We start from the raw sequence: 16,201 nt of genomic DNA, 5'->3' as shown, positions 1-16,201 counted from the left end.
GTTACTGGCCGTGTACTGAAGTCGCTGGGGGCTGGTGGTGATCTTAAGTGGTTGAGAAATCTGGATACAACGCAATCATTGGCTGCGATATTCGGATTTTACACGGCGCCAGACTATATTTTCAGGAATGATGAGCTACTTGCGCTGGCTAACCGTTCGGGGGAGGTTGATAAGGGTTTGTTTCCGGTTGATGCCCGGGCCATTGATTGGGAGGTCTATCTCAGGAAAATTCATTTGGCGGGCCTTAATCGGTACGCTCTTAAAGCCCCGGGAACATCCCGCCTTAAGTCAGCGCGGCAGCGTAAGAAAGCTGCCTGACACACCTGTTATCTGGCAGGTCCGGGTACTTACGTCCTGGGGCTGCCAGTTTTGCATTTGTCCTTTTGCTATTCCTTTCTGACGAACTATGCTTTTCCTAAGCCACGGGCAGATAAACTTTTGAGTTGTTCCCGTTGCTGAGGGGGAGCCCTTGGCATTTTTAGTGTGACTTTCAGGTTGTTCAAGCGCAGCTTTGGACGTTCGTCTAATTCATTGTTCAGTGATACACGTGTTGAACTAAAGATATCCGTCTCAACCTGGATGCGGTTCGCCGCGCCACCCACCCTGAATTGATAACCGATAACGACAAAAGACTCTGATCAAAGGGGAGAGCAATGACAGATAAGCATGTATATCCGGTAAGTCCGGAAGTGGCTGCAAGAGCACTGATTACCGGAGAGCAGTACGACGCAATGTATCGCCAGTCAGTAGATGAGCCTGATGTTTTCTGGGGCGAACATGGCAAGCGTCTTGACTGGATCAAACCTTATACGAAGGTGAAAAACAGTTCCTACGATTACAACAATCTGTTCATTAAGTGGTTCGAAGATGGTGTTTTGAACGCTTCGGCAAACTGCCTGGATCGCCATCTTGCTGAACGTGGCGATCAGACCGCTATCATTTTCGAAGGAGATGATCCTTCCGACTCCCGCAATATAACTTATCGTGAGTTGCATGGAGAAGTTTGTAAATTTGCTAACGTTTTGAAAGATCAGGGCGTGAAGAAAGGTGATGTTGTCACTATCTACATGCCAATGATTGTAGAAACAGCTGTCGCCATGCTGGCTTGTGCTCGGGTTGGAGCTATTCATTCTGTTGTTTTCGGTGGTTTTTCTCCGGAAGCGGTGGCTGCTCGTATTGTAAATGGTAAATCCCGTTTCGTGATCACCGCTGACGAGGGGCTGCGTGGCGGGCGTGCCATTCCGCTGAAGAAAAATGTGGATGCAGCCCTGAGACATGAAAGTAATGCCCAGGTTGAGCGCGTGATCGTGGTTACCCGCACAGGCAACGATCAGGTACCTTGGACTGAAGGCCGCGATCTGCGTTATGAAGATCTGATGCAGGGGGCGTCTACTGAGTGCGCTCCCGAGCCGATGAATGCGGAAGATCCGCTCTTCATGCTATACACCTCTGGTTCTACGGGGGCGCCAAAGGGAGTTTTGCATACCACCGGAGGGTATATGGTGTATGCCTCCATGACGCATCAGTACGTGTTTGATTATCATGATGGTGATGTTTACTGGTGTACTGCTGACTTTGGGTGGGTGACTGGCCATAGTTACATTTTGTACGGCCCTTTGGCGAACGGCGCTACAACGTTGCTGTTTGAAGGCGTGCCTAACTATCCCGACAGTTCGCGTATGGGGCAGGTTGTTGATAAGCATAAAGTCAATATCCTTTATACGGCCCCGACTGCGATCCGTGCTCTTATGGCGGAGGGTGAGTCCTGCATGGATGGCACTACCCGTGACAGCCTGAAGGTGCTGGGTTCTGTAGGTGAACCGATCAATCCGGAGGCCTGGGAGTGGTACCATCGTGTCATTGGTAACGGGAAGTGCCCGATTGTGGATACCTGGTGGCAAACCGAGACCGGCGGTATTCTGATTGCTCCTCTGCCTGGAGCAACTGATCTAAAACCAGGCTCGGCAACTCGCCCATTCTTCGGTGTTCAGCCGGCTATTGTCGACAATGAAGGCAATATTCTGGAAGGTGCAGCTGAAGGCAACCTGGTTATTCTGGATAGCTGGCCGGGCCAGATGCGTACCATTTATGGTGATCACGAGCGCTTCGTTCAGACTTACTTCAGTACATACAAAGGCATGTACTTTACCGGTGACGGTGCTCGTCGTGACGAGGATGGTTATTACTGGATTACCGGACGTGTGGATGACGTACTGAATGTATCCGGCCACCGCCTGGGTACGGCGGAAGTTGAAAGTGCACTGGTCGCTCATGATAAAGTTGCCGAAGCGGCTGTTGTTGGTTATCCCCATGAAATCAAAGGGCAGGGCATTTATGTCTATGTCACGCTGATGCAGGGAGAAGAGCCATCTGACGAGCTGAAGAAAGAACTGGTGCAGTGGGTACGTAAAGAAATCGGCCCGATTGCATCGCCAGATGTGATTCAGTGGGCACCGGACTTGCCGAAAACAAGATCTGGCAAGATTATGCGTAGAATTTTGCGTAAGATTGCAGCTAATGAGCACGATCAACTGGGAGATACCTCCACGTTGGCCGATCCAAGCGTTGTGGATGAGCTGATTGGCAGTCGGGCGTTCAAGTAATGTCGGCGGTTGCCAGTCAATAACCTGTGAGGAAAGTGTGGAATGACACAAACAATTATCGTCGCTGATGACCACCCGTTGTTTCGGGCAGCATTGAAACAAGCGGTCAATCAAGCGGTGCCTGATGTCAACACAGTTGAAGTGGACAGCATTAAGGCATTACAGGCGGCGGTAGAAGCAAACCCGGATGCTGATCTTATCCTGTTGGATTTGAATATGCCGGGTGCTCATGGTTATTCGGGGTTGGTGTTTATGCGCGGCCAATATCCCGGTTTGCCTGTGGTTGTTGTGTCAGGATCAGAAGATTTGCAGGTTATGCGCCGCTCCGTGGATTACGGTGCTTCTGGCTTTATTCCCAAAAGTGCGCCATTGCCCACTATAACCGAAGGTATTCAAGCGGTTCTGGAAGGGGATGTGTGGTTGCCGGAGGGGGTTGCTGACAAGATCGAACGAATGCAGTCGGAACCAACCGATTTTTCGGAACGCCTGGCTTCTTTGACGCCACAGCAATTCCGGGTGTTGGGTATGTTGGCTGAAGGGCTTCTCAACAAACAGATTGCTTATGATCTGGATGTTTCGGAAGCCACTATCAAGGCACATATCACGGCGGTATTCCGTAAGCTTGGGGTCCGGAACCGGACTCAGGCGGTTATTGCGATTCAGCAAATGGAGTTAGATCCTTCGGAGCAGTCATTGTCCGGAGGCTGATCGCGTACGCCATCCGATGTTTGTATTTAAAACGGGAGCCCTTTGGCTCCCGTTTTTTATGATGAAATTGGGCCATCGCATGGCACCAGGGATTTGCAGGCGATTGCAGGAGAGCTGGCCAGGGTCAGCCAGCGTATCCCAGCTTCTTGTTAACGACGTTGAACAGCTCCCTGCCTTGAGACCACAGTTCAAAATTCTTCAGAAACTGCTCAGTAAGTGCCCGATGCCAGCCAATGAAGTCACCAGCCATGTGCGGTGTCATAATCACATTGTCTCGCGTCCAGAGCGGATGATCCTCAGGCAGTGGCTCCTCCTCGAAAACATCCAGTGCAGCACCGGCAATTTCCCCGTTATCTAGTGCTTTGATCAAAGCCTCAGTATTCACAATCGGTCCGCGACCGATGTTTATCAGTCGTGCTGTTTTCTTCATCGCAGCAAAGGCCCTGCTGTTAAACAGCCCCTCGGTCTGAGGTGTCAGGGGTGCTGCAATGACTACAAAGTCAGCGTCTTTCAGTTGGTCATACAGCACCTCATTGCCATGTACTGCATCAAAATCCGGATCGGATTCTCTGGCCGATCTGGCAATTCCGTGCGGGTGCATACCAATGGCTTTGACGAGCTTGCCAATCTGTCTGCCAATAGATCCTGCGCCAACCACAAGTACGCGTTTACCTTCAATGCGCTCCGTGTCCCGATGCTTCCATTGATGCTTTGTCTGTAATCGCAGAGACTCTGGGAAGTCCTTGGCGAACATCAGGATGCTGCACAATACGTATTCGGCAATGGTCCGGTCGAAAATTCCACGGGCATTAGTAACGATTACATCGCTGTCGATAAGTGCCTGAAACATTAAGGCATCTACCCCGGCACTGGTGGCATGAATCCACTTAAGTCGATCAGCGGCAGGCCAGGCGGCTTCGAGAGCGTCGGTGCGGAAGTCTGTCACCATCATGGCGTCGGTGCCAGGCAAAGTGTGTCGTAATGTTTGTTCGTCATAGGCAAACCGGACTTCAGCCTGGTCCATGAGTGTATCTATCCCCGGAGGGGCAGGCTCGTTGGGGGCAGTAAGTACGGTTACAACCGGTTTGTGCGAATCTGTCATTTCAACTCCGGAAGGTGTTATCGGGCATAAGCATCTGCATACACAGTCTGGTATCCGCCCAGGCTATGGTCAAATTCGGTCGTTTTCTTGTACCCCCCATCGTTCGTGACTACGCTCCATGTAAGCCTTTATTTCCCGCCGTATAAGGAGGTGGACATGTCAGGTCCTGTGAATAAAAACGTAGGTCAGGCGACGTCGCGTAACATGAAGTACAGAAAGGCGAAAGCAAGCTGGAACCCGGCTATGCAGGCGATACCTGTGTCGGGTATTCGTCGGCTCGTGAATATGGCCTCGACCATGAAGGACGTGATCCATCTGTCAATAGGGCAGCCGGACCTGCCTACGCCTCCGCATATTATTGAAGCCTATGTAGAAGCCCTGAATGCGGGGCAGACAGGCTATACGATGGATGCCGGTCTGCCAGAACTGCTGGTTGCGCTGCGTGATTACTATGGTAAACGGTATAACCGTAAACTGACCCGAGACAACATACTCGTCACCAGTGGCGCGACAGAGGCCATGTATCTGGCAATCTCATCAATGTCAGCGCCGGGTAGACAGTTTCTTGTAACCGACCCCTCTTTTCTTTTGTATGCGCCTTTGATTCGGATGACCGGCGGTGAGGTGAAATATATTCCGACCTATGCCGAGAATAACCATCAGCTTGATCCGGATGATGTCATTCGAGCCATGGGGTCTCGTACTTTTGCTCTGGTATTGAATAACCCTAATAACCCCACCGGTGCTGTTTACCCCAGAAGTACGGTGGCTACGATTCTCGAAGAGTGTGCTTATCGGGGTATCCAGGTGTACGCCGATGAAGTATACGACCACATGCTGTTTGATGATGACGATTTTGCCAGTGTCCTCAGCTGCGCTGTGGATCTTGATAACGTCATGTGTATCAGTAGTTTTTCGAAAACCTATAGCATGGCTGGCTTGCGTGTAGGTTGGGTAATCTCCAGTCAGGCGGCCATCAAATCGCTGCGGCGCTACCACATGTTCACTACTTCAGTGGCTAATACGCCTGCTCAGTATGCGGGAGTGGCGGCCTTGACGGGAGATCAGCAGTGCGTGCGGGATATGACAAACATTTACCGTGAGCGTCGGGACAAAATAGTGAAATTGGTTGAGCGTACGCCACATCTCACGGGCTATAAGCCGGGGGGAGCTTTTTATACCTTCCCGAATTTACCACCTCATGTGGACGGCTCGGATGTGGCACTCCGGTTATTGAAAGAAACCGGTGTCTGTGTTGTACCGGGCGATGCATTTGGTGAAAGTTGCACCAACGCGCTCAGGTTCAGTTTTTCTCTCACCTGTGAACGCATGGATGAAGCCTTCGACCGAATCATCCCCTGGATGGACAAACAGGCGTTTTGATACGGTACTTTAAGTTGTCAGCCCTTGGGAGATGCCGCACTATAGTGGCACTTCTGAGGAGACTGATGAATGATCAATATGATTAAACCTGCTCTGCGTGCGTTAACGCTGTTTACTGTTGTGCTGGCAAGTGGTTGTGCGAGCTTGTCGCCGTACTCCATATCTGAAGGTGAGGTTGAGCAGCATCTTAAGGACGCCGTTGCAAAATACGATCGTGATCAACTGCAAAGCGGTTCACCGCTTAGCCTTAGTTTGACGGGGGCAGATATTACCCTAGGCCCGGATGGTCGTGATGTGGCGGTGATTGATCTGAAAGGGCAGGTTGCCCTGAATGCGCTTCTGGCCAAGCTACCGGTAGATCTCGCGCTGAAAGTGGAAGGCGCGCCGGTATACGATAGTCAGGAAAAAGCCGTTTATATTCGTCGCCTGCAACTGCTGGAAAGCTCTGTTGATTCGCCATTCTTCAAAGGTGACCTGGCTCCGGTGACCGATACTGTCATGCGGGTAGTGGCGCAGATGCTGGAAACCATGCCCGTTTATCGTCTGGATGAAACTGATCCTGCCCAGCGCTTGTTTGGTGTCGTGCCTATGGATATCCGGGTTGCGCCCGGTCGCCTTGAGTTTGTAATGGCGGAGTAATGCCTGTAACCCAGAAAATAAAAGGGCCGGATGATTATGTTTATCCGGCCCTTTTTACTTTATGGGGTGAGATGAGGTCAGGCGGTGGCTTTGAGAGCCTCCCCGAAGATGCTGGTGGCCTCGTCAATCTGCTGCTCATTGACGATGAGTGGTGGTAACCAGCGCACAATTTCCTGATACGGGCCGCAACGCAACATTAATAAACCTCGTTTCTCGCATTCTTTAAGAATATTGCCTGCCCGTTCGCCGTCAGGGGTTCCATCGCGGCGCATTTCCACACCCAGCATCAACCCCATTCCCCGAATGTCCGCCATGTCCGGGCAACCTTTCTTCAGGTCTTCAAGGTTGCCCCGAAGACGTTTGCCCATACGCTCGGCGTTCCCAACCAACCCTTCCTCCCTGATGACGTCAATGGTGGCAATGGCCGCAGCGGCTGAGACAGCGTTGCCGCCGTAGGTACCGCCTTGCGATCCAGGCCAGCCTTTGGCCATGGTTTCCTCTGATGCAGCCAGTGCAGAGATGGGAAAGCCGCTGGCCAGTCCTTTGGCGATCAGAATTGCGTCTGGCGTCACGCCGAAATGGTCATGGGCCCAGAACTTTCCGCTTCGGCCAAAGCCTGCCTGAACTTCGTCAAACACCAGCATGATGCCATGTTTGTCACAGCGCTCCCGAAGCCCTTGCATGAAGCGGGTGTTGGCTGGCACATAACCGCCTTCACCCTGAACGGGTTCGACCAGCATTGCGGCCGTTTCTCCGGGGGCAGAGTAGGTAACGAAGATCCGATCCAGTTCTTTCAGGCAGAAGTCGGTAGCTTCATCAAGGCTCCATCCGTAATGGAAAGCATGGGGGAAAGGGGCTACCACGACCCCGGCCATCATCGGGCCGACACCAGCGCGCAGACCCACGCTGGAGGTGGTTAAGGACAAGGAGCCCATAGTGCGACCATGGAATCCTCCATGGAAAACAATGATATTCGGGCGGCCTGTCACCTGGCGTACCAGACGGATGGCACCTTCAACAGCTTCGGTGCCAGCATTGGAGAAGAAAAAGGAATTGAGCGAAGCGGGTGTCAGCTCCCCGAGCTTTTCTGCCAATTCTGGCAGGCGGGGGTTCATCACGGTGGTGGCCTGGGCATGCACCATCGTGGCAACCTGCTTCTGGGCTGCCTCAACAACCTTTGGGTGGCAATGGCCCGTACTGGTAACTCCGATTCCGGAGGTGAAGTCCAGGAACCGGCGGCCTGCTGGATCAATAATATACGCGCCTTCGCCCTTGGCTGCAGTGATGCCCGTGGCCTGCTTGAGCAAAGGGGACAGTTTGCCTTTATGGTCGGTCATCGATTACCTCCCGGAATGAATTTAGAACTCTCTAGCAGCCTAGTCAGGGGTTTAGCCGTTTACAAATGGCGTCTCCAATTTCCCTGGTACTGCGTTTTTCGTGACCTTGCTCGGCAAGGTCTGAGGCAACGGCATCAAACAGTTCTTTTCCTGCAACGCTAAGCGTTGGGTCTCGCCTGCCCAGCCATTCCAGCATGCGGGCGGTGGTAAATAACATAGCGGTAGGGTCGGCAATACCTTTACCCGCAATATCCGGTGCGCTGCCGTGGGTAGGCTCGAACATTGAGGGCATGCTGGGGTCAGTGGGGTTCAGGTTGCAGGACGGGGCTACACCCATGCCGCCGGAGAGCACTGCCGCGAGGTCGGTCAGGATGTCTCCTTGCAAATTGCTGGCGACCACCACGTCAAAGGCCCAGGGGCACTGGACAAACTTCATGCAGGCGGCATCGATCAGTTCGTGGTGAGTGGCGACGTCAGGATATTCTTTGCTGAGCTCATCAAAGACTTCTGTGTATAGATCCCCCCAGTGACGCAGGGCATTGCGTTTGGTGATAAGGCAAACCTGACTTTCGCAGGCACGGCCATCCAGAGTTGCAAAGGTTCTGGTGAGGCCTTGCCGTACCCGCTCCTCGGCGCGCTTTCGGGCCTGCTCAAAACCGTACCGTATAATGCGCTCGGTGGCGCGGTGGGTGAAGACTTCCAGCTGAGTGGCCACTTCATCAGGCGTGCCTTGGCGTAGCCGGCCTCCCTGGCTGACATACTCGCCTTCACTGTTCTCCCGGATGACCAGCATGTCGATGTCTTTCGCCCGGTCATCTTTCAGGTACTGGTGTGCACCTGGCAGTAATCGGGCAGGGCGCTCACAGACCCACTGGTCAAATCCTTTGCGCATGTCCAGTAGCGGTGCCAGTGAGACGCTGTCTGGTAACAGGTACCTTTGAGTGTCGCGGAGTGGGCCAGGGTCTCCGAGTGCCCCCAGCAGAATAGCGTTGTACTGTTTGAGCTGTGTCAGAGCGTCGGCAGGCCAGCTTTCACCATGTTCCTCGTGCCAGGCATGGGAAGGCCAGGGAAGGCGTTTCCATTCCAGTGCCAATGAGTGTTTTGCGCGCAGAATTTCCAAACAACGGATGGCTTCCGAAACAACTTCCGGACCAATGCCATCGCCGGGAGTGACTGCAATGCGGGTGGTTTGGGCCATTCCCGAACCTCCTGGATGCGGTGAGTGATGATCAGACGTAACAACCCCAGTGTAGCCCCCAGCGGGGTAGTTGCCAGTTCATAAGCCAAACAGGCGTAAGTCCCTGTTGTATCTGGCTGTAGATGCTGGCTATAGTGGTTATTAAATTCGCTGAGTTACGACTCCGATGGAACTACCGATAACAGGATTACCCAAGTGCTCTACCGAATAGTGACGTTGATTGGCGCCCTGGTTTTTGTGGCGGCTTTGTTTGCTTTGATTTGGTTCTTTTGTAAGAAATTTCTTGAGCACCATGGAGTGAAGGATCAGGTCTCAGACCGGGCGACGGTGCTGGCAATCTGGACATTTGCTGGCATTGCCATTGGCCTGCTGTTTGCCGTGGTGGGTGCTTTTGTGCTTGGGCCATGGGCGTTCTACCGAACCCTTCGGGGCCACGACGTCAGTATCTCTGATGGTGCTGCTGTTTGGTGGGGGTTCGGGATTGTCGTGCTGTCACTCGGACTGACCGGCGCCAGTTTTCTGGCATTTCTGATGTTAGTCGGAGCCTACTGATTTTTGGGCAGGTCGCGTAGTAATCCCCGGAACCAAACCAACGCAGGTTCTCTTTCATAGGCTTTATGCCAGTATAGGTGGATATCGACGGATGGCATCTCGTCTGGCGGAGCCATCACCTCTATGTCTGCACGTTCGGCAATGATTCTGGCATAGGTCTCTGGCATGGTCAGTAACAGGTCTGAACTTTCTACCACTCTGCAGGCAGCATAATAATGCTGGCAGCGCAGCCGAATGTTGCGCTGTACGCCATGGCGAGACAAAGCAAAGTCCTCCAGGCCTGGCCCCTCCGTGCGAGACGACACCAGTACATGCTTTTCGGCCAGGTAGGCTGGCATGTCCAGCCCTTTCTTTATTACCGGGTGGTTCTTGCGCGCCAGAACAACCATTCTGTCTTGCTGGAGTCGTTCATGGCTGGTTTGGTTGCTGACGGGAAGTAGTACATCAATCGCAAAATCCAGCTTGCCTGCCGCTAACTGAGTTTCCATTTCTCGCCTTGCTACGCGCTGGCTGGCGATTTCCATTTCAGGATAAGGCCCCAGCTTATTCATTAGCTGAGGCAGAAATGTGGACTCCAGCACATCCCGAAGCCCAAGAACGTAAGTCTTGCGCTGGCTGGCGGGGTCAAAAGCATGGAACTGATTCACCGCACTTTGAACCTGGTGCAGGCCGGGGCGCATGGATTCCAGGAATCGCCGAGCCAGTGGCGTGGGCACCATCTGATTACCCTGGCGGGTAAACAGCGGGTCATCAAAGTGCTCCCTTAACCGGGCGAGAGAGTGACTGACTGCGGGCTGTGTCAGGTGCAGTGCCTTGGCTGCCCGAGTCAAACTGCTCTCCCGATAAATTGTGTCAAATACGTGCAGCAAGTTAAGGTCGAGTCGATTCAATGCCATGATGGATATCCGTGATCTGTATTAGTAAGACTAATGATAAATGATAAGAACAATTCAGTCGCGTAATAGCGCTCTGGCTCCTAGACTCTTTGGCATCTAATCGAAAGTGCGCCCCTTAACGTGGGGCCGGTAAGCGCGAGGAGCTGCACCATGGATTTTAATATTTCAGAGAAAGGCCAGGATTACCTCAATCGTGTGAAAACATTCATGCGTGAAGAAATCTACCCCATTGAAGAGCAATACCACAAAGAGCTGGCGTCTTTGGACAATCGGTGGGTAGTTTTGCCGATTATCAAAGAGCTGAAAGAAAAAGCAAAAGCTCAAGGCTTGTGGAATATGTTCTTTCCGGATGAAAAGCATGGCTGTGGTCTTCTGAACTCTGACTACGCCCTTATTGCCGAAGAAACTGGCCGCAGCTTTATCGCTCCCGAAATCTTCAATTGCAATGCGCCAGACACTGGCAATATGGAAGTGTTGATCCACTATGGTTCAGAAGAGCAGAAAGCCGAATGGCTGCCCAAGCTGATGAGTGGCGAAATCCGCTCCGCCTTCTGCATGACCGAACCTGCTGTTGCTTCGTCAGATGCCACCAATATGGAAGCCACTGCCGTTGTCGACGGAGATGATGTCATTCTGAATGGCCGGAAATGGTGGAGCACCGGTATTGGTCATCCGGATTGTAAGGTTGGTATCTTCATGGGCGTGACGGACCCGGATGCCCAGAAACACCGTCGTCACTCCATGGTATTGGTACCGCTGGATGCCCCGGGTATTACCATTGAACGCATGCTACCGGTGTTCGGTGCATATGACGAGCCGTACGGCCATGGTCAGGTACTGTTTGAAAACGTACGTTTACCAAAGAGTGCCATCATCGCCGGTCCCGGCCGTGGTTTCGAGATCGCCCAGGGTCGCTTAGGGCCTGGCCGGGTACACCACTGTATGCGGGCTATCGGTGCGGCTGAGCGCGCACTTGAGCTGATGATCAAGCGTTCTCTGACTCGTGAGGCTTTTGGGCGCCCGCTGGCTAAGCTGGGAGCTAATCCGGATGTCATCGCCAATGCGCGTATGAACATCGAACAAGCACGGTTGCTGACCCTGAAATGTGCGTGGGCGTTAGATACCAAGGGTATTTCAGGTGCATTGCAGGAGGTTTCCATGATCAAGGCAGTGGTGCCTTTGATGCTGCAACGAATTGTGGATGATGCGATACAGATGCATGGTGGGGCCGGTGTCAGCGATGATGATTTCCCGCTGACGGCGTTGTTCGGCTACGCTCGGGTTCTGAGATTGGCCGATGGCCCGGATGAAGTTCACCGTGCGATGGTGGCTCGGTTGGAGCTTCGGAAATACAAGTCCTGAGTCGGGCGAGGGAGTCATACTCCTCTAGCCTCTGAGTGCGGAGGTGGGCGCCGGTACCAACTCTGACTCAGGGGCAAAAAAGAACAGGAACTCCAAAACATAACGAAGAGAAACAACGATGACACAACGGGTATTTATAACCGGCGGGGCCAGCGGTCTGGGCCGGGCGATTGCATTGCGGTATGCCAAAGAAGGCGCGAAAGTCTGCATCGGAGACATTAACCCGGAGCTGGGCATGGCCGTTGAGGCGGAATTAAATAACGCTGGCGGTGAAGGCTATTTCGTTGAGTGTGATGTTCGCCGTCTGAGCGACTTCGAGAAAGTCCGTGATGACCTGGTTCAGAAATGGGGTGGGGTTGACGTTGTCGTCAACAACGCCGGCGTTGCCTCCGCAGGCTCCATTGAAGACACCACTATTGGTGACTGGGAATGGATCCTTGATATTAACGTACTGGGCGTTGTCCGTGGTTGCAAAGCCTTCACTCCGCTTTTCAAGGAACAAGGCTCCGGCACGTTTGTGAATATCGCTTCCATGGCGGGGCTGATGCTCGCGCCATTGATGAACAGCTACAACGTATCCAAGGCAGGAGTTATTGCGCTGTCAGAAACCCTGAGTCAGGAACTGAGAAGTTCGGGTATTCATGTTAGCTGCGTATGTCCCGCGTTTTTCCAGACTAACTTGACCAGTGGTATGCGTTCTGACATTCCGGGTATTCAGCAGAACGTGAATAAATTAATGAAGCGTTCCACTATTACTGCAGAAGACGTCGCAGAAGATATTTTCCGAAGCGTAAAAAACAAAACATTCTGGGTGCTGCCCCACGTTAAAGAACGTCGAATGTGGATGCTTAAGCGCCATGCACCCTGGGCGTTTGACTGGTTGATGCACCAGGAATCCAAACGTTGGATGAGCAAGATGGGTAGCAAGAGCAACGCCTGATTGGTGAACCATGCTCGCAGGATCACAGGAGAGAATGAATGACACAGATTGATCAGGCCGTAGATATTCGGGAAGGCGAAGAACTGGACGTTCAGCGTGTTGACCAGTTTATGAAACAAGCCATTCCCGGCCTGGAAGGGGAGCCCACCATCAAACAATATCCCGGTGGTGCTTCCAACCTGACCTATCAGGTAGATTATGGCGCTCAGTCATACGTGCTGCGTCGCCCACCATTTGGCAAGATTGCGAAGTCTGCTCATGACATGCTGAGGGAAGCACGGGTGATGCAGGCACTGAAGCCGGTTTACCCTTACGTGCCGAACATTATTGCCATCTGCGATGATCACAGTGTGTTGGGTTGCGACTTCTATGTGATGGAACGGCTTAAAGGCATCATTCTGCGTCAGGATTTTCCCAAGGATCTTGAGTTGAGTGCGGCCGAAACCCGCAAGCTGTGTTTGAGCGTGATCGATAAGCTGGTCGATCTGCACACTGTTGATGCGAAAGCTGCTGGTTTGGATGCTCTGGGTAAGGGGGCCGGCTATGTACAACGTCAGATTGGCGGCTGGAGTGATCGTTTCCGTAAATCACGTACCGAAGATGTGGGAGACTTCGAGGCCGTGATGAGCTGGCTGAACGAAAAAATGCCAGACGACATCGCTCAAGTGATCATCCATAACGATTACCGCTTTGATAACGTGGTTCTGAATCCAGACAACCCGTTTGAGGTCATCGGTGTTCTGGATTGGGAAATGGCTACCATTGGTGATCCGTTGATGGATTTAGGCAACACCCTGGCCTACTGGATTGAGGCGGACGATGAAGGCCCCTTCCAGATGTTACGTCGCCAGCCTACCCACCAGCCGGGCATGCTGACCCGCAAGGAAGTGGTGGAGTACTACATGGAAACATCCGGCTATCGAGTGGATAACTTCGATTTCTATGAAATTTACGGCTTGTTCCGGCTAGCGGTGATCGTTCAGCAGATTTACTACCGTTTCTATCATGGTCAAACCAAAGATAAGCGCTTTGCTGCCTTTGGCCATGCAGCCAACTATCTGGAAAAACGCTGCTTGCGTTTGATCAGTGAGAGTAGCTTGTAATGGCCACCATTTATCTGGTGCGTCACGGCCAGGCCAGCTTTGGCAAAGAAAACTATGATCAGCTGTCTGAGAGAGGTTGGGAGCAAGGTAAAATTCTCGGTCGCTGGCTGGCGGATAAAGTCGAGCCTGGTGCCGTTTTTGCCGGTAATTTACAGCGTCACAGGGAGACCGTTGAAGCCGTTGCCTCCGGGTACGGTGCAGCATTACCGGATGTGCAGACTCTTGAAGGCCTGAACGAGTTTGATCATGTTCAAGTGGTTGAACGCTTACGTCCGGAATGGGTCGACAAGCAAGCCATGGCCAGGGAGCTTGCAAGCTTTCCCAAACCGGCGGCAGCTTTTCAGAAAACGTTTGAAAAAGCTATGGACCGATGGGTCAGCGGTGAGTATGACCACGAATATACGGAGTCTTGGCAGGGCTTTCGGCAGCGGGTAGTCCATGCGTTGAGCCAACTGATTGACAGGGCCGGTGGTGCCGATGCCATTGTCTCAACCTCAGGTGGCCCTATTGCGGTAATTGCGCAGCATTTACTGGAGCTTTCCGATTCAAAAGCGTTGGAGATGAACAATGTCATTGCCAACACCAGCGTTTCCAGAATTCTGTATTCTGGCCCTCGGCGTAGCCTGGCTGTCTTTAATAACTATAGCCACCTGGAAGCGGAAAACCCTTCCTTGGTGACATTTCGATAGGATTGAGGAAAAAGCATGAGCAAAGTGAACCTGTTTGATCTGACTGGCAAAGTCGCTCTGGTAACAGGAGCCAGTCGTGGTATCGGTGAGAGCATTGCCCGTACACTGGCCGACAATGGCGCCCACGTAATTGTCAGCAGCCGCAAAATTGATGACTGTGAAACCGTAGCCAGTAGTATTCGTGATGGGGGTGGCAGCGCCGAGGCGCTGGCTTGTCATATTGGCGAGATGGATCAGATCGAAGCTACCTGGGAGCACATTGCCAAAACTCACGGAAAGCTTGATATTCTGGTAAACAATGCAGCGGCTAACCCCTACTTTGGCCCGGTCGAAGACACTGACCTGGGTGCGTTTCAGAAAACGGTCGACGTTAACATTCGCGGTTACTTCTTTATGTGCGCTCGCGGAGCTCAGATCATGAAGAAAAACGGTGGTGGTGCCATCGTTAACGTGGCCTCTGTGAACGGTGTAAACCCGGGGCATTTTCAGGGGATTTACTCTGTTACCAAAGCTGCCGTAATTTCCATGACAAAATCCTTTGCGATGGAGCTTGGAGCTCAGAACGTAAGGGTTAACGCGCTATTGCCGGGGTTGACGGATACCAAATTCGCCAGCGCTTTGACCACTAACGATGCCATCAAGAAGCAGGCAATGGCCCACATTCCTATGAAGCGTGTAGCCGATCCGAGCGAGATGGCCGGAACCGTTTTGTATCTGGTGTCGAATGCGTCCAGCTATACCACAGGTGCCTGTATTAATGCCGATGGTGGTTATCTGACGATTTAATCCTCACTGACGAGAAACTGGCCGGAGGGTGCTGCATCGTCCGGCCTTTTTTTATCTGCATAAAAAACTCTGGAAAAACTTTGCATGCTTATTAAACTGGTTTGTTTCCGCTGCAGCCTGAAGGTTTCGAGAGCTATTACCTAGAGGTCTGCCATTCACGTGCAGCTTTTTTACCGTCTCGTTGAAGGATCCCTGATGTCAAAATTCAATGTTGCACGTGCACGCCGCATTGTCTTCTCGTTCTATATGTCAGGCTTCATGTCGATGATGATGTCCGGCATTATCACGTTGATTAATACAGGCCTGGCCGATGGTTTTTTTACTCGCTGGGGCGGGGCATTTGTCGTGGCGTGGGCGGTGGCTTTTCCTCTGGTGATCTTCATTGCACCGTTGGCAGGGAAAATAGCGGATGTCACAATCCAGAAAATTACGGGTTCGGACAGCTAAGCCTGTATGGCTTGAGAGTGGGTGTTCAGCGCACATCCGGTTGTTGTCGTGTTAAGGATGCCATTGATGTCATCGCATCGACAGACAATAAATATGCCCGGATCTTTTATTGAACGGACGTCTGTGCAGGCCAGGACTGAGACAGAGACGTCCCCACAGGTGGTTTGAAGTGCAGTGAATGCAGTACTTTGTCCAACACCGCCCCGCCATTCCAGGCCGGATCATTGTTGACTATGCCAACGACCGCCCAGGTTGTATTGTTGGAATCCCGGGTGAAACCGGCAATAGAGCGAACATCTTCCAGATATCCGGTTTTAATCCGCCCTTCTCCTTCCATACCGGTATTTCTCAGTCGCCGTGCCATGGTTCCGTCCATCGCAATAATCGGCATAGACGCCATCAGGTCAGAAGCGTAGGGGCTGTTCCAGGCGTGCTGGAGAATCTGGGCGCCCTGCC

General features: G+C 52.5%; 17 protein-coding genes. 12 read left to right on the top strand and 5 right to left on the bottom strand.

What is annotated here, in order from left to right:
* The 3 genes from ABYA77_RS13140 to ABYA77_RS13130 form a co-directional block, all read left to right on the top strand.
* A partial coding sequence (locus ABYA77_RS13140; RefSeq protein ID WP_372966427.1) for an acyl-CoA reductase C-terminal domain-containing protein occupies positions 1-318 on the top strand: 318 nt, incomplete at its 5' end.
* Positions 319-653: 335 nt separating this feature from the next.
* Positions 654-2,603, top strand: a complete 1,950-nt coding sequence (gene acs / locus ABYA77_RS13135) for an acetate--CoA ligase (RefSeq protein ID WP_372966426.1) — start codon at positions 654-656, stop codon at positions 2,601-2,603.
* Between the two features lie 42 nt (positions 2,604-2,645).
* The gene (locus tag ABYA77_RS13130) at positions 2,646-3,311 is read left to right on the top strand and encodes a LuxR C-terminal-related transcriptional regulator (protein WP_372966425.1); all 666 of its coding nucleotides are present in this window, start codon (positions 2,646-2,648) and stop codon (positions 3,309-3,311) included.
* A gap of 124 nt (positions 3,312-3,435) precedes the next feature.
* On the opposite strand, the gene ABYA77_RS13125 is transcribed toward ABYA77_RS13130, so the two are convergent.
* Entirely contained in the window at positions 3,436-4,413 is a 978-nt protein-coding gene (locus ABYA77_RS13125) for a D-2-hydroxyacid dehydrogenase (protein WP_372966424.1), read from the bottom strand.
* A gap of 156 nt (positions 4,414-4,569) precedes the next feature.
* Between ABYA77_RS13125 and ABYA77_RS13120 the strand changes: the two genes are divergently transcribed.
* Together ABYA77_RS13120 and ABYA77_RS13115 are read left to right on the top strand one after the other, a co-directional pair.
* Complete coding sequence (locus ABYA77_RS13120; protein ID WP_372966423.1) at positions 4,570-5,796, top strand: pyridoxal phosphate-dependent aminotransferase; 1,227 nt, start codon at positions 4,570-4,572, stop codon at positions 5,794-5,796.
* Between the two features lie 69 nt (positions 5,797-5,865).
* Positions 5,866-6,435: a DUF1439 domain-containing protein gene (locus tag ABYA77_RS13115; protein WP_372966422.1), complete on the top strand. Its 570-nt coding sequence runs from the start codon at positions 5,866-5,868 to the stop codon at positions 6,433-6,435.
* 77 nt (positions 6,436-6,512) lie between these two features.
* Here the strand turns inward: ABYA77_RS13115 and ABYA77_RS13110 are convergent, their stop codons facing one another.
* Positions 6,513-7,772, bottom strand: a complete 1,260-nt coding sequence (locus tag ABYA77_RS13110) for an aspartate aminotransferase family protein (RefSeq protein WP_372966421.1) — start codon at positions 7,770-7,772, stop codon at positions 6,513-6,515.
* 43 nt (positions 7,773-7,815) lie between these two features.
* Positions 7,816-8,970 (bottom strand): isocitrate/isopropylmalate dehydrogenase family protein, encoded by a 1,155-nt coding sequence (locus tag ABYA77_RS13105; protein WP_372966420.1) that lies wholly within the window; start codon positions 8,968-8,970, stop codon positions 7,816-7,818.
* Between the two features lie 195 nt (positions 8,971-9,165).
* Between ABYA77_RS13105 and ABYA77_RS13100 the strand changes: the two genes are divergently transcribed.
* A complete protein-coding gene (locus tag ABYA77_RS13100) occupies positions 9,166-9,522 on the top strand; it encodes a hypothetical protein (protein WP_372966419.1) in 357 nt (118 codons plus the stop codon).
* Here ABYA77_RS13100 and ABYA77_RS13095 read toward each other — a convergent pair.
* Positions 9,516-10,418, bottom strand: a complete 903-nt coding sequence (locus ABYA77_RS13095) for a LysR family transcriptional regulator (RefSeq protein WP_372966418.1) — start codon at positions 10,416-10,418, stop codon at positions 9,516-9,518. The two genes, ABYA77_RS13100 and ABYA77_RS13095, sit on opposite strands and share 7 nt — an antisense overlap.
* A 150-nt stretch (positions 10,419-10,568) precedes the next feature.
* Between ABYA77_RS13095 and ABYA77_RS13090 the strand changes: the two genes are divergently transcribed.
* The 6 genes from ABYA77_RS13090 to ABYA77_RS13065 all read left to right on the top strand — a co-directional run bounded on the left by ABYA77_RS13090 (position 10,569) and on the right by ABYA77_RS13065 (position 15,745).
* Entirely contained in the window at positions 10,569-11,780 is a 1,212-nt protein-coding gene (locus ABYA77_RS13090; protein WP_372966417.1) for an acyl-CoA dehydrogenase family protein, read from the top strand.
* A gap of 118 nt (positions 11,781-11,898) precedes the next feature.
* Positions 11,899-12,720: an SDR family oxidoreductase gene (locus tag ABYA77_RS13085; protein WP_372966416.1), complete on the top strand. Its 822-nt coding sequence runs from the start codon at positions 11,899-11,901 to the stop codon at positions 12,718-12,720.
* Positions 12,721-12,758: 38 nt separating this feature from the next.
* Positions 12,759-13,823, top strand: coding sequence for a phosphotransferase family protein (locus tag ABYA77_RS13080; protein WP_372966415.1), 1,065 nt, complete (start codon positions 12,759-12,761; stop codon positions 13,821-13,823).
* Positions 13,823-14,512 carry a histidine phosphatase family protein gene (locus tag ABYA77_RS13075; RefSeq protein WP_372966414.1) on the top strand — a complete coding sequence of 230 codons (690 nt, stop codon included), beginning with the start codon at positions 13,823-13,825 and terminating at the stop codon, positions 14,510-14,512. Before ABYA77_RS13080 ends, ABYA77_RS13075 begins: the two co-directional genes overlap by 1 nt.
* Before the next feature lie 15 nt (positions 14,513-14,527).
* Positions 14,528-15,298, top strand: a complete 771-nt coding sequence (locus ABYA77_RS13070; protein ID WP_372966413.1) for an SDR family oxidoreductase — start codon at positions 14,528-14,530, stop codon at positions 15,296-15,298.
* A gap of 195 nt (positions 15,299-15,493) precedes the next feature.
* Positions 15,494-15,745 (top strand): DUF2798 domain-containing protein, encoded by a 252-nt coding sequence (locus tag ABYA77_RS13065; RefSeq protein ID WP_372966412.1) that lies wholly within the window; start codon positions 15,494-15,496, stop codon positions 15,743-15,745.
* Between the two features lie 106 nt (positions 15,746-15,851).
* Here ABYA77_RS13065 and ABYA77_RS13060 read toward each other — a convergent pair.
* On the bottom strand, positions 15,852-16,201 hold a 350-nt coding region (locus tag ABYA77_RS13060), incomplete at its 5' end, for a D-alanyl-D-alanine carboxypeptidase (RefSeq protein ID WP_372966411.1).

It is taken from the genome of Marinobacter sp., from assembly GCF_041595835.1.
GTDB lineage: Bacteria > Pseudomonadota > Gammaproteobacteria > Pseudomonadales > Oleiphilaceae > Marinobacter.
This window is presented reverse-complemented; position numbering and strand designations above follow the sequence as displayed.